This is a genomic window from Limnohabitans sp. 2KL-1, assembly GCF_003063435.1.
In the GTDB taxonomy this organism is placed as follows: Bacteria; Pseudomonadota; Gammaproteobacteria; order Burkholderiales; family Burkholderiaceae_C; genus Limnohabitans_A.
This window is the reverse complement of the sequence record NZ_NESL01000004.1, coordinates 36,552-60,139: the sequence shown is the minus strand read 5'-3', so window position 1 is coordinate 60,139 and position 23,588 is coordinate 36,552. Positions and strand designations below refer to the sequence as shown.

Here is a 23,588-nt window from a genome sequence, read left to right as displayed (position 1 = left end):
AAGCCATCCGAAAGGATGGCTTTTTTCATTGAAACCTGTACAAACATTCAGAATGCAGCAAATAGAAACTTTTGGCATGACATTTTTTCCAGCCAAAGTCTCTCAGACGTTGAAGGACGCCGTCAAGCTCGGCAACATGCCACACGGCATCCCCAACGACTTGTCAATCGCATCGGTCTGCTCAGCACCGACCTCGACTGGCGCAACGACCATAGGCACCGAAGCGCCTCGCCCGTCCTGATTGCCCATGTCCCACTCCCTCGCCGCCCCCGCTCATCACGAGTTGGTCATCAAAAAAAGCCGCTTCATCGCCTGCATTGAGCCCGTGACGGGTCGCGAGCAGGCACAAGCGCGGGTAGCCCAGCTCAAAGCCGAACACCCGGATGCCGCCCATGTCTGCTGGGCCTTGCTGGCAGGTGGTCAATCGGCCGCCAATGACGACGGTGAACCTGGCGGCACCGCAGGACGACCCATGCTGGAGGTGCTGCGTCATCAGCATCTGGAAGGCGTGATGGCCTCGGTTGTACGCTATTTTGGAGGCGTCAAACTCGGCGCGGGTGGGCTGGTGCGCGCCTATACCGACGCCGTGGCACAGGCTCTGTTGACGGCTGAGAAAATCCCGCTGATCCAACAAGTGCAGCTGACTTGCAGCGTGCCTTATGCCCTTGAGGGTCTGGTGCGCCGCGAACTGACGCTTGTCCAAGCCGAGTTGCATGAAGTGACACATGGCAGCCTGGTCACTTTGCGCTTTGCCATGCCCGACCATCGGGCGGCAGACTTGGTCGAGCGCCTGAATGAAAGTGGTCGCGGGCAACTGGGGTGGGGAGCGTGAGACCACTGTGTGAGTGGATGGGACAATGCACAGGGATAATGCACCTATGTCCGAAGAACTGCCGTTGAATCGCCCCCGGTCCAAGACCGATTTGTTTGTTTCTTTCACCTTTTTGGCCTTGCAAGGCTTTGGTGGTGTTTTGGCCGTCGTGCAACGCGAAGTGGTGGAGCGCAAGCGATGGATGACCCAGGCGCAGTTTGTCGAGGACTGGGCGGTCGCGCAAATTTTGCCTGGTCCGAATGTGATCAATTTCTGCTTGATGATTGGCGGACGTCATTTTGGTGTTGCCGGGGCATTGGCCGCATTGGCGGGCATGCTGACAGCGCCCACGGCCGTTTTGTTGTTGTTGGCAGTGGCTTTTAACGGGGTGTCGGATTTGGCTTGGGCACAAGGGGCCTTGCGCGGCATGGGTGCCGTCGCGGCGGGGATGATTGCAGGCACGGGCATCAAACTGATGTCGGCCTTGAAATTCAACGCCATGGGTCTGGTGGTGTGTACAGCGGTCATGCTGTGTACATTCGTGGGCGTCAGCCTTTTGCGCTGGCCCCTGATTGGGGTGTTGTTGGGCATCGGCAGCCTTTCCTGCGCTTGGGCCTATCTTCAGTTGTCACGCCAGGCTGCGGGCAAAGAAGTCCAATCATGAGCCTCAGCTTGCAACTGAGCGTCAGCGATTGGCTGGCATTGTTCAACCACTTCTTATCTCTGTCCTTGTTGGCTGTTGGGGGCGCGATCATCACGGCGCCCGACATGCACCGATTTCTTGTGGATGAACATCACTGGCTCACAGAACAGCAATTCAGCTCCTCGATTGCCCTGGCCCAATCGGCCCCCGGACCCAATGTGCTGTTTGTGGGCCTGATGGGCTGGAACGTGGGCCTGAATGCCGGAACAGGTTTAGGCGGTGGCTGGATCAGCGCAGCCCTCGCAGCGCTGGGCATGGCGTTGAGCTTGCTGGGCATCATGCTGCCCTCTTCCATACTCACTTACACCACCACACGTTGGGCGCACCGCCATCGTGATAAGCAAGCCATCAAAGCCTTCAAGCTGGGCATGGCACCGGTTGTGATTGCGCTGCTGGTGTCCACCGGTTGGCTGCTGACAGCAAGCCACAGCCAACCCGCACGGGACTGGCCGCTGTGGCTTCTGACACTGGTGGCCATGGGGCTGGTTTGGCGCACCCGCATCCACTTGTTGTGGCTGATTGGCGCGGGCGCAGCAATGGGCGCTTTGGGCTGGGTGTGAGCCCAGCGGCTTTCAGCGTGGGTTCTCGAAAAATACAGAATTAGAGTAATCGCTGATCTCGAAATACACTTTTTTCTCTGATGGATCGACCTGCATGTTCAGGTTTTCATCGAGAACGCCATAACCATAGCGGTAAGCACGAGGCTGCTTGTCATCCGTGCCCAAAGCGGTGCTGATTTTGTCCACTTTCAGAAAACGACGAACCACTTTATCGCCGGCATAAACCTCCAGCACGCCATTGGTACCGGTCCAGTTCTGGATGTCGCGGCTGATCTTGTTTTGCTGTTCTTGCGTGCAAGCGACCAGCAAACCGGTGGCCAAGATCGTGGTAATCAGTCCTAGACGTGTTGTATTTTTTGACATTGCAAACTCCCTTCGTGAAATGAATCGGTCGTGTTCGGTGTGCCAGCGAGAAGCGCTGGCAACTTCAACTGCGCTGGCGCAGTGCCTCGTACAGGCACACACCACTGGCCACCGACACGTTCAGACTCTCTACCGCCCCGCGCATGGGGATGCTGACCAGCTCGTCGCAGTTTTTGCGGGTCAGCTGGCGCATGCCCGCGCCTTCGGCACCCAGCACCAGGGCTGTCGGCACTTTCAGGTCAGCTTGGTAAATCGTCCGGGGAGCGTCGTCACTGGTGCCCACGATCCAGATGCTGCGTTCCTTGAGCTCGCCCAAGGTCCGCGCCAGGTTGGTGACCATGAAATAAGGCATGGTTTCGGCCGCGCCGCTGGCCACTTTGGCCACAGTGGCATTGATGCCGGCCGCGTGGTCTTTGGGGGCGATGACGGCATGTGCGCCCGCGCCATCGGCCACGCGCAGGCAAGCGCCCAGGTTGTGCGGATCGGTCACACCATCCAGCACCAAGAGCAAAGGCGGGCCTTCGACGGTGTCCAGCAGGTCGTCCAGCGAATGGTTCTGCGGAATGGGCGCGACCATGGCCACCACGCCTTGGTGACCATGGCCACCAGCCAGCTTGGCCAGTCGCTCGCCATCGGATTCGATCAGGCGCATGCCCGAATCACGGGCCTTGTCGATGAACTGCCGCATGCGGGCATCGCGGCGCGTGACCTCGTAATGGATTTCAACAACGGATTGGGGGGCGATCTTGAGGCGAACGCCCACGGCATGAAAGCCGAACAGCACTTTATGGGATGACATCCGGGGATTATCGTTGGTCTGCCGATGCGCCCGACGCCTCAGACAGCCGCCCCGCCTGAATCACCAGGCTGCGCTCGCAACGCGCAGCCAACTGCCGGTCGTGCGTAACCAACACCAGGGTTGTGCCCTGCTCGCGGTTGAGCGCGAACATCAAATCCATGATGGCCTCGCCCGTGGCGTGGTCCAGGCTGCCCGTGGGTTCGTCGGCCAAGAGCAAGTCAGGTTGAACCACAAAAGCGCGGGCCAGGGCCACGCGCTGTTGCTCGCCACCTGACAGCACTTTGGGCAGGTGCTTGAGCCGTTCGCCCAAGCCCACGCGCTGCAGCATGGCCGTGGCGGTGCTGCGGGCGTCTGGGCGGTCGGCCAACTCCAGCGGCAGCATGACGTTTTCCAAAGCGGTGAGGTTGGGCATGAGCTGAAAGCTCTGGAACACAAAACCGACGTGCTGGGCACGCACCGCCGCACGTTCATCCTCCGACAAATCAAACAGCGATTGCCCGGCCAAAACCACTTGCCCGGCGCTGGGCGTGTCGAGGCCCGCCAAAATGGCCAGCAAGGTGCTTTTGCCCGAGCCGGAAGCACCGACAATAGAGGCTGTCTCGCCCGCGTTCAAAGAGAAATCGATGTCGCGCAAAATGTCCAGTTGCCCACTGGCATCTTGCACACTTTTTGAGACGCCACGCACGGCAATGATGGATTCAGGCATGCACAAACCTTTGTTAAGACGACGTCACTTTAACTGGACCCTGCTGGCCCTTGCCGGCTGGGGCTTTGTGGCACCCGCGCATGCGGTAACGCCTCAGCGCATTTTGGTGGTGGGTGACTCCCTGAGCGCCGAATACGGCTTGGCCCGGGGCACGGGTTGGGTGGCCTTGCTGCAAAAGCAACTGACCCAACAAAAGCCCGGCGTGGAGGTGATCAACGCCAGCATCAGCGGCGACACCACCTCGGGTGGCCGCTCACGCTTGCCCGCCCTGCTGCAAAAGCACCAACCGAGCCATGTCGTGATCGAGCTGGGCGGCAACGACGCCCTGCGCGGCCTGCCTATGGCCATGACCCAAGACAACTTGCAAGCCATGACACGCCAAGCCCAGGCGGCAGGTGCCCAAGTCACGCTGCTCGGCATGCAAATGCCCCCCAATTACGGCCCCGACATGGCCCGCCAGTTTGAAGCGGCCTATGCGCAGGTGGCCAAAAGCCAAAAAGCTGCGCTGGTGCCTTTCTTTTTGAAAGGCATTGGCGATGACCCGGAACCCCTCAAATGGTTCCAGGCCGACCGCATCCACCCCAATGAAGCCGCGCAACCGCGCATGCTGGCCAATGTCTGGCCCACTTTGAAGAAACAACTGAAATGAGCGTTCACCTGATCTCGGCCTTTGACGCCATGGCCAAACTCAACCAGTTTGACGCCATCCTGGACGCACGGTCTGAAGGCGAACACGCCGAAGACCACCTGCCGGGGGCCCTCAACTGGCCCTCGCTCAACAACGAAGAACGCATCCGCGTGGGCACGCTGTACAAGCAAGTCAACCCTTTTGAAGCCCAAAAAGTGGGCGCGGCGCTGGTGGCCAAAAACATCGCCCGCCACATCGAAACCCAGGTGATGGACAAGCCCCGCAACTGGCAACCGCTGGTGTATTGCTGGCGTGGCGGCAAGCGCAGCAACTCGCTGGCGCTGATCTTGGGTCAAATCGGCTTCAAGGTGCACCTGATCGAAGGTGGCTACAAGGCGTTTCGCAAAGAAGTGATGGAAGACACGCCGCGTCAGGCGCAGCGCCTGCAGTTTCAGGTGCTGTGCGGCCCGACCGGCTCGGGCAAAACCCGCTTGTTGCAGGCTTTGGCGCAAGAAGGCGCCCAGGTACTGGACCTGGAGGCCATCGCCTGCCACCGCAGCTCGGTGCTGGGCTTGATTCCGGGCACGCCGCAACCCACCCAAAAAGCCTTTGACACGCAAGTGTGGGATGCGTTGCGCGGTTTCAGCGCTGACCGCCCGGTGTTTGTGGAAGCCGAAAGCAAAAAAGTGGGCAACCTGACCGTGCCTGCCGAACTGATGGTGGCCATGCGAGCCAGCCCCTGCCTGCGGGTGGACCTGTCGCTGGACAACCGGGTGAATCTGCTGCTGGAAGACTATGCGTTTTTCACGCAAGACCGCGCCCTGTTTGCCGACCGGTTGGAGCGCTTGACGGCCTTGCGCGGCAAAGCCGTGGTGCAAGGCTGGCAAGAAAGAATCGAACGGGGAGAAATGCGCGAGGTGGTGACCGAATTGCTGTCAGGCCACTACGATCCGGGCTACGAAACCTCGACGGGGAATAACTTTGTGCATTACGCCCAAGCCCCCTTGATCACGCCTGCCAGCCACAGCATGGCAGACATGCTGGCACTGGCCCGCGAACTGGTGGAGGGCTCGCCTGGAAGCGGCCTATGAGCTTTCGGTGAGCGGTCGCAGCAGGCGTTCAGACGGTTGGCGTTAGACGGGAGGCGTTAGACGGGAGGCGTTTGCGCGTCAGCCGCATCGGGCGCGGCAACGGCGCTGTCGGCATCGTCGGCAACATCCGGGTCGGACCCGTCTTCGGGTAAGAGGCCTGATTTGCGGTCAGACTTGGCTTTGAGCTTGTCTTCTTTTTTGCGTTTCTTGGCCAATTCTTTCTGGCGCTTTTCGAATCCGTAGTTGGGTGTGGCCAAGATGGCTCCTTTAATTTGAGCTGCCCAATGTAACAGCTTCCGACGCGGTTTCTTCCCACTCGACGCTGCCACGGTAAGCGTGCCAACTGGCATGGCCCAACCAAGGCCCCACCACAATGATGCCCAAGGCCCATGGCCACAAGGCGGCCAGCACCAGAACGCTGAGCAACAAGCCCCACAAGAGCATCACACCGGGATGGGAAAAAACCACCCGCATGCTGGTGAGCACAGCCGATATCGCATCGGTGTCGCGGTCCAAAATCATGGGAATGGACACCACGGACAGCCCATAGACCAACGCGGCAAAGACGCCACCAACCCCGAGGTAGACCAGCAAAAATTCGATGTTTTGCGGATTGAACACGGCTTCGATCACACCGGTGGTCGAAGGCATGCCGGTGTTGAAGAACACCGCAAACACCACCAGCGAAGCCCTGCCCCACAGCAACTCCAGCACCATGAGCACCAGAATCAACATGGCCATGCTGCGGATGTGCTGGTCCCAGCACATCAGCGATGTGGCCATGTCGGGCACTTCGCCCCGCGCTCTTTTGCGGCTGACTTCGTACAGACCCATGGCCAAAAATGGTCCTACCAGCAGACAACCCGACACCAACGACAAGGTGTATTCGGGCTTGTGCTTGAACACCAGGGCCAACACTTGCGCCATGAACCAGAAGCTCAGGCCATAAAACAGCGCGATGCCCGGATGACGGATCAGGTCTTGCCAGCCTTGGGCCAGCCAACGAAAAGGATCAACCCAACCCAGTGGCCGCATGTGAGACTGCGGGCCTTTAGGCGGTGGCGGCACATAAGGTGCGGCCATGGTGGGCAAATCAGCGCTGTCGGCAGCGACTGGGGCAACGGACTTGGCGTCAGCGGTCATGGCAATCCGGAAATCTATGATGAGTTCAGATTACCCGGCCTGCTCTTGCTTGAACAGTCAGGAAACTACCAAGATGGTGAACAAATAGCAGGTATGGCCAGCCCGACAAAGGGCTTTGTGGCTCAGGCCAAGGGCAAGTGGGCTTGCGCAGATTGATGCAAGTCAAGAATCAAATCGTGCGCAGACTCCAGACCCGTCGAAAAACGCACCAAGGTGCCACGCTTCAAATGCGCAGGCCAGCTCTGGCGCATGGAGCCCAGGTCATAAGGCACGACCAGGCTCACCGGGCCACCCCAGCTGTAGCCAATTTTGAACAATCTCAAGTTGTCGCAAAACGCATCCACCTGCGCTTGGCTGTAGCGCGTATCGATCATGACGCTGAACAAGCCTGCCGCCAGGCCTGTACCGGGCGTGCGATCACACACCGCTTGCCAATGTGCGTGCCCGGGTGATCCCTCAAAAGCCGGGTGCAGCAACTGTGCGCATTGGGACTGAGCCTGCCACCACGCGGCCAACGCACGGGCAGTCTGGTCGTGTGCTTTGTAGCGCAAATCAATGCTGGGCAAAGAACGCAACACGGCTTCGGCATCGTTGGCCGCCACGCCCAAGCCCAAACGCATGTGGCACAGTTTGATTTTCAGATGCAACGCCGGGTCTTGGGTGATGATGCTGCCCATCAGCACATCGCCACCGCCGCTGGGGTATTTGGTGAGCGCATGGGCGCTGATGTCCACAGAAAGACTGCCCTGCCCGCCAGCGCCAAGCGCGTCCTCCAGCAAGTCAAAGGGCTTGAACGCCAAGCCCGCTCCCCAAGTGTTGTCCAGGGCGCACAGCACGCTTTGGGCCTGACAGATGCGCACCATCTCTGGCAAATCGGGAAACTCCATACTGACCGAGCCGGGTGACTCCAACCACACCAGGCGTGTGCGGGGGCTGATCTTGCTGGCCAGGTCTTGCGGACTCATCGGGTCATAAAACTGGTGCGTGATGCCGAAATGCCGCAACTCGCCTTCGGCCAGGGCCTTGTTAGGGCCATAGGCGTTGTCCGGAATCAGCAACTCATCACCCGTTTGCAACATAGCCAACGCCACCGTGGCCAACGCCGCCAGGCCACTGGGCACCAGCACGCACTGGCGACCGCCTTCGAGTGTGCACAAACGCTCTTCCAGGGTGTACGTAGTGGGCGTGCCGTGCAGACCGTAGGTATAGGCCGACTTGTCTTTCCATTCGCGCTGGCGCATGTCGGCCACCGTTGGAAAGTAGACCGTAGAGGCCTTGAAGACACCTTGCTGGGGCGCGTTAAAACCGGCGGGAGGGGTATAAGGATGGTGAATCAGGCCCGTGATGTGGTGAACGGGCGCAGCACTTTGAGGTTCGTCTTGCATCTGCACATCCTAATGCAAACAGCCTCCCAAAGGAGGCTGTTTGAAGGTCATTCAGGGTATGTCCGAAGGCGCTCAGACGCTCCACTTTTCCATCAGTTTTTCGGGGCGCATGCTGTCATACGGCTCGAAGGGCTGGTGAATCCAGGGGTTGGTCGGCAGGTCTTCGATCGAGTAATCGGGCTTGAAGGTGGACACGCCCTTGGTCCAGATCACGGCCGTGCGCAGTTCGGTGATCGGCGCGTAGTTGTTTTTGAGCTGGTCCACCACCGCACGCAGGGTGTGGCCGGTGTCGGCCAAATCGTCGACCAGCAACACGCGACCAGCGATTTCGCCTTTGGGCGTGGTGATGAAACGGGCGATGTCCAGGTGGCCCTGCACCGTGCCTGCATCGGCGCGGTAAGAGCTGGTGGACATGATGGCCAGTGGCTTGTCGAACACGCGCGACAGGATGTCACCGGGGCGCATGCCGCCACGGGCCAGACACAGGATGGTGTCAAACTGCCAGCCGGACTGGTGGATTTTGATGGCGAGTTTTTCGATGAGGTTATGGTACTCGTCGTAGCTCACGTACAGGTGTTTGCCGTCTTCGGTCAACATGGGGGGGCTCCGGTCAAAAAAGGGTTGAGGTCAGTGGGTTGGCGCTGAATCAGGCGCCAAAGGGGTTGTGCAGCAAGATCGTGTGGTCACGGTCAGGGCTGGTGGACACCACGTGCACCGGCACGCCGGTGACTTGCGCGATGCGCTCCAGGTAGCGCCGCGCTGTGGCGGGCAGCTTGTCCATGTCGGTCACGCCCACGGTGGTCTCGGTCCAGCCGGGAATCACTTCGTAGATGGGCTTGCAACGGGCAATCTCGTCCGCGCCCATGGGCAGGATGTCGATGATTTCACCGTCCAATTCGTAGCCAGTGCACAGCATCAGCTCTTTCAGGCCGTCGAGCACATCGAGTTTGGTGATGCACAGGCCCGACAAGCCATTGACCTGCGCGCTGCGCTTGAGCAAGGCCGCATCGAACCAGCCGCAGCGGCGTGAACGGCCGGTGGTCACGCCTTTTTCAGCGCCCACGGTGGACATGTGGTAGCCCGGTGTGCCGGGGGTTTCCCAGTCCAGCTCGGTGGGGAATGGGCCGCCGCCTACACGGGTGCAATAAGCCTTGGTGATGCCCAGGATGTAATGCAGCATGCCCGGGCCCACGCCGGAGCCTGCAGCGGCATTGCCCGCCACGCAGTTGCTCGATGTCACAAAGGGGTAAGTGCCGTGGTCCACGTCGAGCAAGGTGCCTTGCGCGCCTTCAAACAGCAAATTGGCACCAGCCTTGTTGGCCTCGTTCAGTTCACGCGAGACATCGGCCACCATGGGCAACAGCGCTTTGGCGTAGGCCATGGCTTCGTTGTAGGTGGCATCAAAGTCAACCGGCTCAGCGCCCAGAAAATTGACCAGCACCTGGTTGTGCAGGGCCAGGTTCTCGCGCAGCTTGGTGGCGAAACGCTCGGGGTATTTGAGGTCTTGCACGCGGATGGCGCGGCGGGCCACTTTGTCTTCGTAAGCTGGGCCAATGCCGCGACCGGTGGTGCCGATCTTGGCCGTTCCGGCTTTTTCTTTGGCGGCTTCACGGCCCACATCCAATGCTACGTGGTAAGGCAAGATGAGTGGGCAAGCTTCGCTCACGCGCAGACGCGAGCGCACTTCGACACCGGCTTTTTCAAGACCGGCAATTTCTTCGAGCAGCTTGGGCACCGACAGCACCACACCGTTGCCGATGTAGCACTTGACGCCTGCACGCATGATGCCGCTGGGGATCAGGTGCAAAGCGGTTTTGACACCGTTGATCACGAGGGTGTGACCGGCGTTGTGACCGCCCTGAAAACGGACCACGCCCTGGGCGCTTTCGGTCAGCCAGTCGACCAGTTTGCCTTTGCCCTCGTCGCCCCACTGGGTGCCCACGACGACCACGTTACGGCCTTGCGTCTTGTTCATGCTTGAAATCTTCTTTCTCAAAGAGCCTGTACCACCCACTGCCCGGCCGCTTCAGTCAGCTCGCGGTCGCAGTGGAATTCATCAACTTCGCTTTCATGGCCGGGCAAGACGCAGACCACGGTTTCGCCCCGGCGACGCAGCGCCGCAATGGCGGTGCGCAAAGTGGCCGAGTTGCCCCAAGGGGCCCGGATCGCTGCGCGCAAAGCCAATGGCTTGACGGCTGCGACCACTTCTTTCAAATCAAGGCTGAAACCCACCGCCGGACGATCGCGGTCGATGCGGTGACCGAACACTGCACCCACCCCGTCGTAACGACCGCCGCGGGCCAGGGCATCGGATGCCCCTTTGGCATAAATGGCAAAGCGCATGCCGCTGTAGTAGGCATAACCGCGGGAATCACCCAGGTCGAAACTGATGGCCGCACCCGGCACCTGCTCGGCCAGCCAGCGCAATTGCGCCAGCGACTGCGTGATTTCGGCCGTCGCAGGCAAGCGTGCAGCGGCTTCATCGAGCACATGCACATCGCCATAGAGCCCCACCAGAGCGCGCAGACCGTCACGCACGACAGGTGCAAAGTCAGACGTCAAGCGGTTCAGCGTACTGGCGTCCTTGATGGCCAAAGCCGCATGGATCTCGTGGCGCTGCGCCTCGGACGTGTCCTGGGCTTGCAACAAACTGGCCGGGATGCGGGCATCGGCCAGATCCACCTGCAAATCGCTCACACGGGCAACACTCAGGCAATCCAGGGCCAACTGCAACACTTCCAGGTCAGCCTCGGGGCCGGCATGGCCGTAAATTTCGGCACCCAACTGCAAGGGTTCACGCGTGGCGTGAGGCCGTGCCGGACGGGTGTGCAAGACGGGGCCGCAATAGCACAGGCGCGTCAGCGACGTACGGCCCAGCAGGTGGGCGTCGATGCGCGCCACCTGAGGCGTGGTGTCGGCGCGCAAGCCCAAGGTGCGTCCCGACAGCTGGTCCACCAGCTTGAAGGTTTGCAAATCAAGCGCTTCGCCCGTGCCGGTCAGCAAGGACTCCAAATGCTCCAGCAGCGGCGGCATGACCAGCTCGTAGCCATAGCCACGGGCGGTGTCCAGCAATTCGCGGCGGAGTTCTTCGATGTGACGAGCCTCGGAGGGCAAGACATCGGCAACGTGATCCGGGAGGACCCAAGCAGACATGAGGGATGGGGGAGACTGTTAAAAATGGGATTTTACCGGGTTGGCATGGCCATTTCCGGGAATGCGAAGGGCAAATCTGCCCCATGCCATTGAAAGTGCCTTTTTGGGTGGCACCTCGTGGCTTCAAGCCACGAGCCAAAACAAGACCAAACCAAGCAAAACCATGAACATGCCGAAGAAACGGATCTGTCCATCATCGAGTTTGAGAATTTTCTCAAACCATTGACGCCAGCTGCCGGGCGACAGCATGGGCATCAAACCCTCCAAGATGAGCATCAGTCCCAACGCCAGCAGGAGGGTGTCAAGCAAGGCTTACTTTCTGGCTGATGAACCTGTGCCTGCGCTGCGCATGCCTTTGAAAAACTCGGAGCTGCCCGGATCAAGCACCATCACGTCGTTTTTGCTGGCAAAACTGGCTTTGTAGGCTTCCAGGCTTCGGTAAAACTGGGCGAACTGAGGATCACGACCAAAGGATTCGGCATACAAGCGCGCGGCCTGAGCATCGCCCTCGCCTTTGATTTTTTGCGCATCCCGGTAGGCATTGGCCACAGCCACTTCCCGCTGACGGTCGGCATCGGCCCGGATTTTCTCGCCCTCGGCCCCACCGGTTGAACGCAATTCGTTGGCCACCCGCTTGCGCTCGGCTTCCATGCGTCGGTAGACCGACTCGGTGATGGTGTCCACATAGTCGGCGCGGGTGATGCGCACATCGACCACATCCACCCCCCAAGGCTTGGCACCCTTGACCACATCCAGAACGGCTTTTTTGACATCGTTCATCAGCTCTTCACGCTTGAGGGACAGCAGCTCCTTGACGGTGCGCTTGTTGATCTCCTCCTGGAAGGCGTTGCGCACCACCCGATTGAGCTGGTTGGTGCCGGCTTTTTCATCCAACCCCACGTTGCGAATGTAGGCCTGCGGATCGGTGATGCGCCAGCGCACGTACCAGTCGATCACCACCCGCTGTTTTTCTGCCGTGAGCATGGGCTCATTGTCTGGGCTGTCCAACGTCAGCAGGCGCTTGTCGATGTAGTTGACGTTTTGCAAAGGCGGCGGCAACTTGAAATGAAGCCCCGGCTCGGTGATGACTTCCTTGATTTGACCCAAGGCATAGACCACGCCAAACTGGCGCTGGTCCACGACAAACAGTGTGGAGCTGAGCAGCACAAACGCCACCAGCAAACTTGAAACCCACAATCCGATGCGATTCATTTTGTTTGTCCTTATCGTGGGTCGCGATCACGCGAACGCTGCAGGTCGCGTGAGCGTGTGTCGACGGCACCGGTGTTGGCGCCGTTGGTGTTGGCTGTTGAACTTGCGCTTGGCGTGTCCACGGCCGGAGGTGCCACCGCAGTCACCTGTTGCATGATTTTGTCCAGCGGCAAGTACAGCAGGTTCGACCCCTGTTTGCTGTCCACCAAGACTTTGGTCACACTGCTGTAAATTTGCTGCATGGCATCGGTGTACATGCGGTCACGCATGACTTGTGGGGCCTTTTGGTATTCGGGCAGGATGGTCTTGAACCGCTGCGCATCGCCTTCGGCCTGCGCCACAATCCGCTCGCGGTAAGCATCGGCCTCTTCCTTCAGACGGGCTGCGGCACCCACGGCGCGCGGAATCACATCGTTGGCATAAGCCTGCGCCTCGTTCTTGGCGCGCTCTCGCTCCTGACCGGCCTTGAGCACATCGTCAAAAGCGGCTTGCACCTGCTCAGGCGGACGCACGCCGCCTTGTTGCAAGTTGATGCTGACCACTTCAATGCCGACTTTGTAACGGTCCAGGATGGTCTGCATTTTTTCACGCACACGGGGCGCAATCTGGTCACGTTCTTCAGCCAGGGCCGAGTCCATCTTCATTTTGCCCACCACCTCGCGCACCGCTGTTTCGGCAGACTGCACCACGGCTTCTGTCGGGTTGCGGCTTTCAAACAGGTAAGCACGCGCGTCATTCAGGCGATACTGCACCGCGAATTTGATCTCAACAATGTTCTCGTCTTCGGTCAGCATGGCCGATTCACGCAGACCCGTGGCCTTGATGATGGTGTCGCGCCCAATATCCACCGAGCGGATCTGGGTCACAAAGACCAATTCATGGCGCTGAATGGGGTAAGGCATGCGCCAGTTGAAACCCGCCCCCACTGTGGAGTGGTACTTGCCGAACTGCGTGATGACCGCCTGCTGACCTTCTTGCACGATGAAAAAGCCCGTGCCCAGCCAAACCAGCAAGGCAGCGGCCAAGATCACACCCACACCCAGATTTTTGAAGAAAACAGGGATACCGGGTCCTCCAGAACCGCCGCCCGGGCCGCCAGAAACCGGGGGCTTTTGTTGGCCACCTTTGCCGCCAAAGATCTGGCCCAACTTGCGGTTGAAATCACGCCACAGTTCATCCAGATCGGGTGGGCCGTTTTGTTGTTGCTGTGAACCGCGCCCGGGCGGTTGTTGCCAAGCATCCGGCTTGGAACCTGGCGGCGCATCTCCTGCAGGCTTGTTGCCCGAGTCAGATGCAGATTTGTCGTCGTCCCGACCCCAACGTGGGTCATTCAGATTGAACATGCCTCGGATCTTTGCAGGAAGCAAGGACCATCTGAGGGCTGGCAGTTGAAAATTCATAGTGAAGTGTCTTTGTCAGAATGACGAATCTGCATTGTGCCGAATTCGGTTGAACTTCAATGCAGATCACCAGGATATTCCCGGGCCAAGTCACGGGGATCTGCGGCGTCTGGAGCCACAAGCGGCATGGCCGCTTTGACGATATCCGACAGTGCCGAACGCAACAGGTCCAGACCTTGGCCGGTTTGTGCACTCAAAAACACGCGGGGTGTGGCGAGACCGTCAAGCTCGTACTGATCCTGCATCTGCAAAGGATAGCGTTCGGCGTCCATCGCATCGAGCTTGTTGAACACCAGCAACTGAGGAACCGTATCGGCGCCAATTTCAGCCAGCACTTTTTGCACTTCGGCCATCTGCTCAGGAAAATCCGGGTTGGATGCATCGACCACATGCAGCAGCAAATCGGCCTCGGTCGCTTCTTGCAATGTCGCCTGAAAGGCCTCCACCAGACCGTGTGGCAAATCACGAATGAAACCCACCGTGTCAGACAAGGACACCGAACGCCCTGCTTCGCCCAAGTACAACTGGCGCGTGGTCGTGTCCAAAGTGGCAAAGAGCTGGTCGGCAGCATAAGCGCGGGCCTTCACCAACGCATTGAACAACGTCGATTTGCCCGCGTTGGTATAGCCCACCAGCGAAATATTGAAGGTGTCGCGCCGCTCGCGTTGGCGGCGCTGGGTGTTGCGCTGTTTTTTGACCTTGACCAGGCGTTCCTTGATGCGCTTGATCGAATCGTTGATCATCCGGCGGTCCAGCTCGATTTGCGTCTCGCCCGGGCCACCGCGCATGCCGATGCCTCCGCTTTGCCGTTCCAGGTGCGACCAGCGGCGCACCAAGCGGGTGCTCAGGTACTGCTGACGGGCCAGCTCAACCTGCAGCTTGCCCTCGTGGCTGCGTGCACGCTGACCAAAAATTTCCAGGATCAGCAAAGTGCGGTCGTTCACCGGCAAGCCGATGTGCCGCTCCAGATTGCGCTGCTGCGCCGGGCTCAGGGCTTGGTCAAACAAGACCTCGACAGCCCCGTGCATCAGAGCCAGTTCCTTGATTTCGTCGGCTTTGCCGCTGCCCACAAAAAGCGCCGGATCGGGTGCTTTGCGTTTGCAGGTCAGGCGGGCCACAGGCTTCAACCCACCCGATTCGGCCAGCAGCCCCAGCTCCTGAAGTTCGCCATCGAAATGCGGCAGCCCAAAGTCAACGCCGACCAATAAGGTCGGCGCGGGCTTGTTGGAAGATGTTTCAGACAATGTCAGCAACCTGCAGCGACGGGCTTGAACCCGCCGTTCGAAAAAAACCGCATCAAGCGGTGATTTCACCCGTTTCGGGTGTGCTGAAAGTCACAGAACGACCGGGAACGATGGTCGAAATAGCGTGCTTGTAGACCATTTGGGTCACGGTGTTGCGCAAGAGAACCACGTATTGGTCGAAGGATTCGATCTGGCCTTGCAGCTTGATGCCGTTCACCAGATAAATCGAGACAGGCACATGCTCTTTGCGCAGTGCGTTCAGGAAGGGGTCTTGCAAAAGTTGACCTTTGTTGCTCACGATATTCTCCGTGTTCAGAAGTTTTGAAGCCGTGACCTTACCACAGGGCAAGGTGCTGAGATTTGATAGAAACCGATTTCCTCAAATATCAACTGGATTCCTTGTCGGCATACGGGTTGGTGGATGTTTTCATCTCAATGCGCAAGGGCGTGCCCGACAAATTGAAGGCTTTGCGAAAGCGGCCTTCCAGAAAACGCTTGTAAGTGTCGGTGACGTGCTCCAGCGAATTGCCGTGGATCACGATGACCGGCGGGTTCATGCCCCCCTGGTGGGCATAGCGCATCTTGGGGCGGAACATGCCGCCGCGCTGTGGGCTTTGGAACTGCACGGCTTCGAGCAACAAGCGCGTCAGAATCGGGGTGCTCATCTTGCACATGGCCGATTTGTGGGCCTGGACGATAGAAGCCCAGACAGGGCCCAATCCCTGGCGTTTTTTGGCCGAAATGAAGTGCATGTTGGCAAAGCTCAAAAACGGCAAGCGGTTTTCAATCGATCGCTGAACCAACTGGCGCTGGTATTCTTCGATCGCATCCCACTTGTTAATGGCCAACACCATGGCGCGGCCACTTTCAAGAGCGTAGCCCGCAATGTGGGCATCTTGATCGGTCACGCCCTGCTCGGCATCGAGCAAAAGCAAGACCACGTTGGCCGACTCGATGGCCTGCAGGGTTTTGACGACCGAGAACTTCTCAATGGCTTCAAACACTTTGCCCTTGCGGCGCAAACCGGCGGTATCGATCAGTTCGAACTTCTGGCCTTGGCGCTCAAAGGGCACCGAAATCGCATCACGCGTGGTGCCCGGCATGTCAAAAGCGACCAGTCGCTCTTCACCCAGCCAGGTGTTGATCAAGGTGGACTTGCCCACGTTGGGACGCCCGGCCACAGCCAACTTGATGACCGAAGGGTCTTCCTCGGTCTCTTCCGGTTCGTCGGGCAGGTTGAGCAACTCGAAAGCCAGCTCCACCAGTCCGCGCGTGCCTTGGCCATGGGCTGCCGAGATGGCTATCACCTCACCCAGACCCAGCTCATAAAACTCGGTCAGCTGAATGCCTTCGAGCATGCCTTCGGCCTTGTTGGCCACCAGCAGGCAGGGCTTGCCGATCTTGCGCAAGTATTTGGCGATGTCATGGTCCTGGGCGGACAGGCCGCCCCGGGCATCGACGACAAAAATGACCACATCGGCCTCAGCCACCGCTTGCTGCGTTTGCTTGGCCATCTCTTTGTAGATGCCGCTGCTGGCGTCGGGCTCAAACCCCCCCGTATCGATCACGATGAATTCTTGACGACCTTGCTTGCCATTGCCGTAATGGCGGTCACGGGTCAAGCCAGCAAAGTCGGCCACGATGGCGTCCCGGCTCTTGGTGAGGCGGTTGAACAGCGTGGATTTGCCCACATTGGGGCGGCCAACGAGGGCCAGTACAGGTTTCACTTAAAAATTTTCCGATCCATCATTCAGGGCGAAATCCGAAGACGCCCCCGGTGCGTGTCACCACCACCAAAGTTTGGCCAGCGGCCACCGGTTTGCCCGTGATGGCACTGCCATCGGTCGAGATACGTTGCAAGGCTTGGCCATCCGAAGGCGACAGGAAATGCACCCAACCGTCCTGGTCGCCCACCACCAACGTGCGACTCCAAGCCAACGGCAGGCTCAAACCCCGAAAACGCAAGGCATCTTGAGTCCAAAGGGGCGCGCCTGTGGCACGTTGCCAAGCCAACACCTTGCTGTCCGACTCGACGCCCCACAAGGTTTGTCCGTCGCCGTCCAACCCCTGATGCCCCTGGGCTGAACGGCTCCAGGCCACCCGGCCGTTGAGACCATCCAGACAGGCCACCGAGGCCTGAAAAGCACGCACGCAAACCGAGTTGCCCGAGCGACTGACTCCGGCCACCAAATCGACCAAGCGTTCAACTTCATTGGTCCCCCGGGTGGTGCCGATCAGGGTCTCCCAGCGAACGGCACCCGTCAGCGGGTTCAGTGCCACCAGCCGCCCACCCCAGCCCACCAGCAATTGATCGCCCACGGGCATCAGCAAACCTGCTTGGCGCAACACCAGTGGGTCACCAGGGCGCTGTTGCGTCCAGAGTTTTTGGCCTGTTGCCCCATCAAAAGCAGTCACAGCCCGATCACCAGTCAGCACGAACACCCGCTCACCGGCCACCAGCGGCGGCGTGTAAGACAAAGCGGACAATGCCTGGCGCCAGATCACTCGGCCCGACTCGACAGCCACCAATTCGTTGTTTTGTGTGACCACGGCAAAACGCTGGCCATCACCGCCCACGCCAGCCTGAATGGGTGCACCCAAATTCAGACGCCAGACATCGCGCCCGCTGGACGCATCCAACAAAGCCAGCTGACCCGAGGTGGAGGCGACCGCCAGCTGCTGGCCATGCACCGAAGCGAAGAGGGGCGTATTAACCACGCCCACCTGATTCGACCAAACCTTTTGCACCTTGAACGCCCCACTCAGCGCAGGCAAAGGCGCAGGTTGGGGTTTTTCCGGCGCGCTGGAGCAAGCCGACAACACCCCGAGGCTGGCAATGGTCAACCAACGGGTCCAGGTGGGTAGGAACAAGGAATTCACTTGGTATTTCCAGTCGTGGCATCGGAAGCTGTGGCTTGAGGATCCACACCCAAGGCATTGAGTTTGGCTTCAACCACTCGGCGGTAATCCGCGCTGTCGGTCAGTTGTTGCCATGCCGTTTGGTACGCTGCAACGGCTTCGGTTTTTTGTCCTTTGGCCTGTAGCACATCACCTCGCAAATCGGCGGCCAATCCGGCCATGGCTGGCGTAAAGGGCAACGCCAGTTGAGCCAACGCGTCATCGTTCGAACCGGCATCGAGCAGCAAGGCCGACAAGCGCAAGCGCGCAATGTCACGGTAAGCGGCATCCGACGCACCATCGGCCACCCACTTCAGTGCTGCGCGGGCGGCATCGGCCTTGCCTTGAGCCTGCAAGCTCTTGGCGGCCAACAAACCGGCCTGGTGAGCGTAATGCGTGCCACCGAATTTGTCTTTCATGTCAGAAAAACTGCGCTCTACCCGGGCGATGTCTCCAGAGCCCACGGCACGCTCGACTTCGTCAAACAAAACCGCAGCCTTGCCCGCCTGATCACGTTGCCAATAGTGGTAACCATTCCAGGCCGCGTAACTGCCCAATACGGCAATCAAGGCCCACAAAATCAGGTTGCCATACCTTTTCCAGAAATGCTTGAGTTGGTCAAGTTGTTCTTGTTCTTCAAGATCGAGTGCATTCGCCATGGTGTGTTTACTGCTGTGGTCGCTTCAAAGCGTGGATTGTAGGCTGTGGGCCCAGTCGGCCACGGTGCTCAAAGACGCGGTGCGCTGGGCACCTTCGCCGTCGCGCAGTGACTTGATGGCCACCAGCCCCTGAGCCAGTTCTTCGGCCCCGAAAACCAGGGCAAAACGGGCACCCGAGCCATCGGCCTTTTTGAACTGGGACTTCATGCTGCCCATGCCTTCTCCGCTGCCAGCGTGCATTTGCGCCGACACGCCACAGGCGCGCAAGGTCTGCAGCACCTGCATGGCCACCGGCAAAGCAGCGGTTTCGGGAATGATGGCGTACACATCGGGGGTCAGATCGGGCAAAGCCTCGCCCTGCTCCTTGATGAGTTCGAGCACGCGCTCCACCCCCAGCGCCCAGCCTACGGCGGGCGATGGCTTGCCGCCAATTTGCTCAATCAGGTAGTCATACCGGCCCCCGCCGCAAATGGTGCCCTGCGAGCCCAGGCTGGTGGTGATGAACTCGAACACCGTGAGGTTGTAGTAGTCCATGCCCCGCACCAGACGCGGGTTGATGCTGTAGGCCACGCCGTTGGCATCCAGAATGGCCTTGACCGCATTGAAGTGCGCCAAAGACGCCTCCCCCAGAAAGTCGAGCAATCGGGGGGCGGCCTCGACCACGCTTTGCATGGCCGGGTTCTTGGTGTCCAGAATGCGCAGCGGGTTGCTGTGCAGGCGGCGCTTGGCTTCTTCGTCCAGCACATCGCTGTGTTTTTCCAGGTGGGCAATCAGCGCGGCGCGGTGGGCCTGACGCTCGGCAGGCTGGCCCAGGCTGTTGAGTTCCAGGCGCACATCCTTGAGACCCAGCACTTTCCACAGGTCGTTGGCCAACAAAATCAGTTCGGCGTCGACCTCAGCCCCGCCAAAACCCAGCACCTCGGCACCGATCTGGTGGAACTGGCGGTAGCGGCCGCGCTGCGGCCGCTCGTGGCGGAACATCGGTCCCATGTAGTACAGGCGCTTGCCGCCTTCGTACAGCAGGTTGTGCTCGACCACAGCGCGCACCAGACCGGCCGTGCCTTCGGGGCGCAGGGTCAGTTGCTCGCCATTCAAGCGGTCTTCAAAGGAGTACATCTCTTTTTCGACGATGTCGGTCACCTCGCCCAAGCCGCGCACAAACAGCGCCGTAGGCTCGACGATGGGCAAGCGCACGTTGCGGTAGGCGTAACGCGCCATCAAAGAGCGCACCTGGCCCTCCAGCCATTCCCAACGGGCGGAGTCAGGCGGCAGGATGTCGTTCATGCCCTTGACGCCGACCAGCTTCTGGGGCTTGGCGACCTTGTCGGCTTTCAGGGGGGCGTTTTCTTTCAGAGACTCGCTCATTTTTTCTCAGCAGATCCGGAACCAAAACGGTTCTCAATGTAGTTTTCAACCAGCACCTGAAACTCTTGCGCAATGCCTTCGCCGCGCAAGGTCAGGCGCTTTTCGCCGTCGATGAAGACCGGGGCCGCAGGCGCTTCGCCCGTGCCAGGCAAGCTGATGCCGATGTCGGCATGCTTGCTCTCGCCGGGGCCGTTCACGATGCAGCCCATCACCGCCACTTTGAGGTTTTCCACCCCGGGGTAGCGCACGCGCCAGACCGGCATCTGGGCACGCAAAAAGTCATCGATCTGTTTGGCCAGCTCCTGAAAGGTGCTGCTGGTCGTGCGGCCGCAGCCGGGGCAAGCCGTCACGCTGGGCACAAAAATGCGCAAGCCCAGCGACTGCAAAATTTCGGAGGCGATCACCACCTCTTGCGTGCGCGCTTCGCCCGGCTGGGGGGTGAGCGAGACACGGATGGTGTCGCCAATGCCTTCTTGCAGCAAGATGGACAAGGCCGTGGCGGAGGCCACTGTGCCCTTGGTGCCCATGCCCGCTTCGGTCAGGCCCAGGTGCAGCGGGTAATCGCAGCGGCGTCCCAACTCGCGGTAGACAGAAATCAGATCCTGCACGCCCGACACCTTGCACGACAAGGCGATTTGCGCGCCGTTCATGCCCATGGCTTCGGCGCGTTGCGCAGAGCTGATGGCCGAGGTGATCAAGGCTTCGTACATGACCTGCCGCGCTTCCCAAGGCTGGGCACGCTGGCTGTTGGTGTCCATCAGCTCGGCCAGCAGCTCTTGATCGAGGCTGCCCCAGTTCACGCCGATGCGAATCGCTTTGTCAAAACGCATGGCCGCTTCGATCATCTGACCGAACTGAACATCGCGTTTGTCGCCCTTGCCCACATTGCCGGGGTTGATGCGGTATTTGGACAGCGCTTCGGCGCATGCCGGGTAATCGGTCAGCAGGCGGTGGCCGTTGTAATGGAAGTCGCCGATCAAGGGCACATCGATGCCCATTTTGTCGAGCTGGTCGCGGATGTGCGGCACGGCCTCAGCGGCTTCAGGCGTGTTCACGGTGATGCGCACCATCTCGGAGCCAGCAATCGCCAGTTCCTTGACCTGGATGGCGGTGCCGATCACGTCCACCGTGTCGGTGTTGGTCATGGACTGCACGCGCACGGGTGCGCCACCGCCCACGGTGACCACGCGCGAACCCCAGACCACTTTGGACTGGCGGCTGGTTCGGACGGCAGGTCTGGCGATGGCAATCGCGGACATGGGCGTGGGAGCAGCGTCAAATGACATGGTCATTCCTTCACTTCAAAACGGGCAACAGTCACCTGCGTGTGGGGCTTGAGGTCAAAAGGCTGCCCCCGTAAAGTCACGTTGACCGCCTGGGCGCGGCCAATCACCACACTGACAGGCAAGGGACTCTGGATTTTGCTGGTTTCACCGGCCTTGAGCACCCCCATCCAGACCACGGCTTTTTGCGCGTTGCGCATTTCAAGCCAGCTGTCGTCCTTGGCGGTAAAAACCCAGTCAGAAACCTGCCCAGAAGCCATTGACGAAGCCGCTGCCGCGCCAGGTGCCGTTGGCACCGCCACAGGGGCCGTGGTCTTGGGCGTCTGCGCGGCCGAGGCAGACACGACGGGCATGGTCGCGACAGGACTCTGAGCCAGACTCACCACAGGGCTCATCGGCGCGCCAATCACCGTCTCATCCGAAGGAGGAGGTACCTGGGCTGCAGGCGGAGGCATCAACGTATCGGTCGCCAACGTGGCCACGGCCGCAGGCGGTGTGGGCACCACCACGGACGGCGTGGTCAGCTCGGACATCCTGGCTTTGGCAGCGTCCAGCCATGACCATTGGGCAGGCGCGGGCATCCAGACCAGTGCCCCGATCAATAACAGCATGGAGGCAGCCCCCCAAAACACCCGCGAGGACTGAAACCGCCGCAAACTCGGGCCACTGATTTTCAGCGTCCGCTCGGGCATGGACGGTCCAGCTGCAGTGTGGTACGGCTCGAGTTGCCCGCTGGGTTGCGGCAACAGGGCCAGAACCGGTGCCGGATCGGCATTCAAATGCCGACACACGCTGGAGGCCAACCCACGCAAAAACACAGCGCCTTTGGCAAGATCCAGCCGGTCAGCTTCCAAAGCCTCCAGCTGGCGCACGGGCACCTTCAAAGTCACCGACAAAACCGCCAGGTGAACGCCCGCCTTCAGGCGGGCTTCCCGCAACAACTGACCAGCGGTCTGCGGCTTGGCTGCGGCATCGGCGCTTTCCGTCATGGAGACAGGTTGATCATTCTGGTTTGTTGCGGTCATGACGAGGCTCTGGGTAGGACACGGAAGACACAGGCACCAGTGCAATGCTGCGTTGCTGGGCCATGCGGGATTGCACTTGCGTTCGGTCTTTCACATCACCGGCCAACTGACCGCAAGCGGCGTCAATGTCGTCACCACGGGTCTTGCGCACGGTGGTCACGAGGCCGGCATCCTGCAATTGCTTGGCAAAGGCCTGCACACGGGCATGGGGCGATCGCAGCAAGCCCGAAGCCGGGAAAGGATTGAAAGGAATCAGGTTGAACTTGCAACGCAAACCCTGACGGGCATGCCGTTGCACCAGATCAATCAGCTGACTGGCGTGCTCGGGCTGGTCATTGACGCCATCGAGCATGCAGTATTCAAAGGTGATGAAGTCGCGTGGCGCATGGGCCAGATAGCCGATGCAGGCTTGCATCAGCTCATCCAGCGGGTATTTGCGGTTGAGCGGCACCAGGTTGTCGCGCAAAGCGTCATTGGGGGCGTGCAAAGACACCGCCAAAGCCACCGGGCAGTCGGCCGACAGCCGCTCGATCATGGGCACCACACCCGAGGTGGACACCGTGACGCGGCGACGCGACAGGCCATAGCCATGGTCATCGAGCATGGCGCGCAAGGCAGGCACCAATGCCGAATAGTTTTGCAGCGGCTCGCCCATGCCCATCATCACCACGTTGGAGATGACGCGCTCCTCGGTGTTCAGGTGCTTGCGCAAAAAGTGCTCGGCAAACCACAGCTGGGCGAGGATTTCGCCGGTGGTGAGGTTGCGACTGAAGCCCTGATGACCGGTAGAGCAAAAACGGCAGCCCACAGCGCAACCGGCCTGCGAAGACACGCACAAGGTGCCCCGGTCGTCTTCGGGAATGAACACGGATTCGATGGCGTTGCCATCGCCCACATCGAACAGCCACTTGATGGTGCCGTCGGCCGAGATGTGTTGACTGATCACGGACAGCGCCGAAACGTGCGCGTGAGATTTGAGCTTTTGGCGCAAGGACTTGGCCAGATCGCTCATCTGATCGAAATCAGAAGCGCCCCGCTGGTGAATCCAGCGGAACAATTGGGTGGCTCGGAAGCGCTTTTCGCCCAGACCGTCACAAAAAACGGCCAGACCTTCCAGGTCAAATTCGAGAAGGTTGGCCGTCATGGTGTTCAAGGTCGCG

At 60.0% G+C, this 23,588-nt stretch carries 27 protein-coding genes; 6 read left to right on the top strand and 21 right to left on the bottom strand.

The features are described 5' to 3' along the window. Positions 1-76: 76 nt before the first annotated feature. Genes B9Z47_RS18565 through B9Z47_RS10795 form a run of 4 tightly spaced genes read left to right on the top strand, consistent with a single transcriptional unit; the run spans position 77 to position 2,074 of the window. Positions 77-241: a hypothetical protein gene (locus B9Z47_RS18565; protein ID WP_158271670.1), complete on the top strand. Its 165-nt coding sequence runs from the start codon at positions 77-79 to the stop codon at positions 239-241. Positions 242-247: 6 nt separating this feature from the next. Next, positions 248-832: a YigZ family protein gene (locus B9Z47_RS10805; protein WP_108331272.1), complete on the top strand. Its 585-nt coding sequence runs from the start codon at positions 248-250 to the stop codon at positions 830-832. 46 nt (positions 833-878) lie between these two features. After that, a complete protein-coding gene (locus tag B9Z47_RS10800) occupies positions 879-1,475 on the top strand; it encodes a chromate transporter (RefSeq protein ID WP_108331271.1) in 597 nt (198 codons plus the stop codon). Next, positions 1,472-2,074, top strand: coding sequence for a chromate transporter (locus tag B9Z47_RS10795; protein ID WP_108331270.1), 603 nt, complete (start codon positions 1,472-1,474; stop codon positions 2,072-2,074). The genes B9Z47_RS10800 and B9Z47_RS10795 overlap by 4 nt, the downstream gene beginning before the upstream one ends. Before the next feature lie 12 nt (positions 2,075-2,086). Here the strand turns inward: B9Z47_RS10795 and B9Z47_RS10790 are convergent, their stop codons facing one another. The 3 genes from B9Z47_RS10790 to B9Z47_RS10780 all read right to left on the bottom strand — a co-directional run bounded on the left by B9Z47_RS10790 (position 2,087) and on the right by B9Z47_RS10780 (position 3,942). Further along, the gene (locus B9Z47_RS10790) at positions 2,087-2,437 is read right to left on the bottom strand and encodes a hypothetical protein (protein ID WP_108331269.1); all 351 of its coding nucleotides are present in this window, start codon (positions 2,435-2,437) and stop codon (positions 2,087-2,089) included. 64 nt (positions 2,438-2,501) lie between these two features. After that, positions 2,502-3,236, bottom strand: a complete 735-nt coding sequence (gene rlmB, locus B9Z47_RS10785; protein WP_108286948.1) for a 23S rRNA (guanosine(2251)-2'-O)-methyltransferase RlmB — start codon at positions 3,234-3,236, stop codon at positions 2,502-2,504. A 7-nt stretch (positions 3,237-3,243) separates the two neighbouring features. Then, positions 3,244-3,942 (bottom strand): ABC transporter ATP-binding protein, encoded by a 699-nt coding sequence (locus B9Z47_RS10780; protein WP_108313301.1) that lies wholly within the window; start codon positions 3,940-3,942, stop codon positions 3,244-3,246. On the opposite strand from B9Z47_RS10780, the gene B9Z47_RS10775 reads away from it, so the two are divergent. Together B9Z47_RS10775 and mnmH are read left to right on the top strand one after the other, a co-directional pair. Continuing rightward, positions 3,941-4,591, top strand: coding sequence for an arylesterase (locus B9Z47_RS10775; RefSeq protein WP_108331444.1), 651 nt, complete (start codon positions 3,941-3,943; stop codon positions 4,589-4,591). The genes B9Z47_RS10780 and B9Z47_RS10775 overlap by 2 nt on opposite strands. Continuing rightward, the gene (mnmH, locus tag B9Z47_RS10770) at positions 4,588-5,661 is read left to right on the top strand and encodes a tRNA 2-selenouridine(34) synthase MnmH (protein WP_108331268.1); all 1,074 of its coding nucleotides are present in this window, start codon (positions 4,588-4,590) and stop codon (positions 5,659-5,661) included. Before B9Z47_RS10775 ends, mnmH begins: the two co-directional genes overlap by 4 nt. A gap of 56 nt (positions 5,662-5,717) precedes the next feature. Here the strand turns inward: mnmH and B9Z47_RS10765 are convergent, their stop codons facing one another. The 18 genes from B9Z47_RS10765 to rlmN form a co-directional block, all read right to left on the bottom strand. After that, positions 5,718-5,918, bottom strand: coding sequence for a hypothetical protein (locus B9Z47_RS10765; RefSeq protein ID WP_108331267.1), 201 nt, complete (start codon positions 5,916-5,918; stop codon positions 5,718-5,720). A 10-nt stretch (positions 5,919-5,928) separates the two neighbouring features. Continuing rightward, complete coding sequence (locus tag B9Z47_RS10760; protein WP_369912114.1) at positions 5,929-6,804, bottom strand: DUF2189 domain-containing protein; 876 nt, start codon at positions 6,802-6,804, stop codon at positions 5,929-5,931. 122 nt (positions 6,805-6,926) lie between these two features. After that, positions 6,927-8,189, bottom strand: coding sequence for a PLP-dependent transferase (locus B9Z47_RS10755; RefSeq protein WP_108331266.1), 1,263 nt, complete (start codon positions 8,187-8,189; stop codon positions 6,927-6,929). A 72-nt stretch (positions 8,190-8,261) separates the two neighbouring features. Next, positions 8,262-8,786, bottom strand: a complete 525-nt coding sequence (locus tag B9Z47_RS10750) for a phosphoribosyltransferase (RefSeq protein WP_108331265.1) — start codon at positions 8,784-8,786, stop codon at positions 8,262-8,264. Between the two features lie 49 nt (positions 8,787-8,835). Further along, positions 8,836-10,164 (bottom strand): adenylosuccinate synthase, encoded by a 1,329-nt coding sequence (locus B9Z47_RS10745; protein ID WP_108331264.1) that lies wholly within the window; start codon positions 10,162-10,164, stop codon positions 8,836-8,838. A 17-nt stretch (positions 10,165-10,181) separates the two neighbouring features. Then, the gene (locus B9Z47_RS10740) at positions 10,182-11,342 is read right to left on the bottom strand and encodes an ATP phosphoribosyltransferase regulatory subunit (RefSeq protein WP_108331263.1); all 1,161 of its coding nucleotides are present in this window, start codon (positions 11,340-11,342) and stop codon (positions 10,182-10,184) included. A gap of 123 nt (positions 11,343-11,465) precedes the next feature. Next, positions 11,466-11,651: a DUF2065 domain-containing protein gene (locus B9Z47_RS10735; RefSeq protein ID WP_108331262.1), complete on the bottom strand. Its 186-nt coding sequence runs from the start codon at positions 11,649-11,651 to the stop codon at positions 11,466-11,468. A 3-nt stretch (positions 11,652-11,654) separates the two neighbouring features. Then, positions 11,655-12,554, bottom strand: a complete 900-nt coding sequence (hflC, locus tag B9Z47_RS10730; protein ID WP_108331261.1) for a protease modulator HflC — start codon at positions 12,552-12,554, stop codon at positions 11,655-11,657. Positions 12,555-12,565: 11 nt separating this feature from the next. Further along, the gene (hflK, locus tag B9Z47_RS10725; protein WP_108331260.1) at positions 12,566-13,954 is read right to left on the bottom strand and encodes an FtsH protease activity modulator HflK; all 1,389 of its coding nucleotides are present in this window, start codon (positions 13,952-13,954) and stop codon (positions 12,566-12,568) included. A 56-nt stretch (positions 13,955-14,010) separates the two neighbouring features. Next, positions 14,011-15,198, bottom strand: a complete 1,188-nt coding sequence (hflX, locus tag B9Z47_RS10720; protein WP_108331442.1) for a GTPase HflX — start codon at positions 15,196-15,198, stop codon at positions 14,011-14,013. Positions 15,199-15,250: 52 nt separating this feature from the next. Beyond that, a complete protein-coding gene (gene hfq / locus B9Z47_RS10715; protein WP_040506060.1) occupies positions 15,251-15,514 on the bottom strand; it encodes an RNA chaperone Hfq in 264 nt (87 codons plus the stop codon). Positions 15,515-15,584: 70 nt separating this feature from the next. Beyond that, on the bottom strand, positions 15,585-16,925 hold the full coding sequence (gene der / locus B9Z47_RS10710; RefSeq protein ID WP_108331259.1) for a ribosome biogenesis GTPase Der: 1,341 nt from the start codon (positions 16,923-16,925) through the stop codon (positions 15,585-15,587). Between the two features lie 19 nt (positions 16,926-16,944). Next, on the bottom strand, positions 16,945-18,069 hold the full coding sequence (gene bamB, locus B9Z47_RS10705; protein WP_108331441.1) for an outer membrane protein assembly factor BamB: 1,125 nt from the start codon (positions 18,067-18,069) through the stop codon (positions 16,945-16,947). 5 nt (positions 18,070-18,074) lie between these two features. Continuing rightward, a complete protein-coding gene (locus B9Z47_RS10700) occupies positions 18,075-18,755 on the bottom strand; it encodes a tetratricopeptide repeat protein (protein ID WP_108331258.1) in 681 nt (226 codons plus the stop codon). Between the two features lie 24 nt (positions 18,756-18,779). After that, positions 18,780-20,120: a histidine--tRNA ligase gene (hisS, locus tag B9Z47_RS10695; protein ID WP_108331257.1), complete on the bottom strand. Its 1,341-nt coding sequence runs from the start codon at positions 20,118-20,120 to the stop codon at positions 18,780-18,782. Continuing rightward, a complete protein-coding gene (gene ispG, locus B9Z47_RS10690) occupies positions 20,117-21,412 on the bottom strand; it encodes a flavodoxin-dependent (E)-4-hydroxy-3-methylbut-2-enyl-diphosphate synthase (RefSeq protein WP_369912108.1) in 1,296 nt (431 codons plus the stop codon). Before ispG ends, hisS begins: the two co-directional genes overlap by 4 nt. After that, the gene (locus B9Z47_RS10685) at positions 21,409-22,428 is read right to left on the bottom strand and encodes a helix-turn-helix domain-containing protein (protein ID WP_108331256.1); all 1,020 of its coding nucleotides are present in this window, start codon (positions 22,426-22,428) and stop codon (positions 21,409-21,411) included. The genes ispG and B9Z47_RS10685 overlap by 4 nt, the downstream gene beginning before the upstream one ends. Beyond that, positions 22,406-23,572 carry a 23S rRNA (adenine(2503)-C(2))-methyltransferase RlmN gene (gene rlmN / locus B9Z47_RS10680; protein WP_108331255.1) on the bottom strand — a complete coding sequence of 389 codons (1,167 nt, stop codon included), beginning with the start codon at positions 23,570-23,572 and terminating at the stop codon, positions 22,406-22,408. Before rlmN ends, B9Z47_RS10685 begins: the two co-directional genes overlap by 23 nt. Positions 23,573-23,588 lie beyond the last annotated feature (16 nt).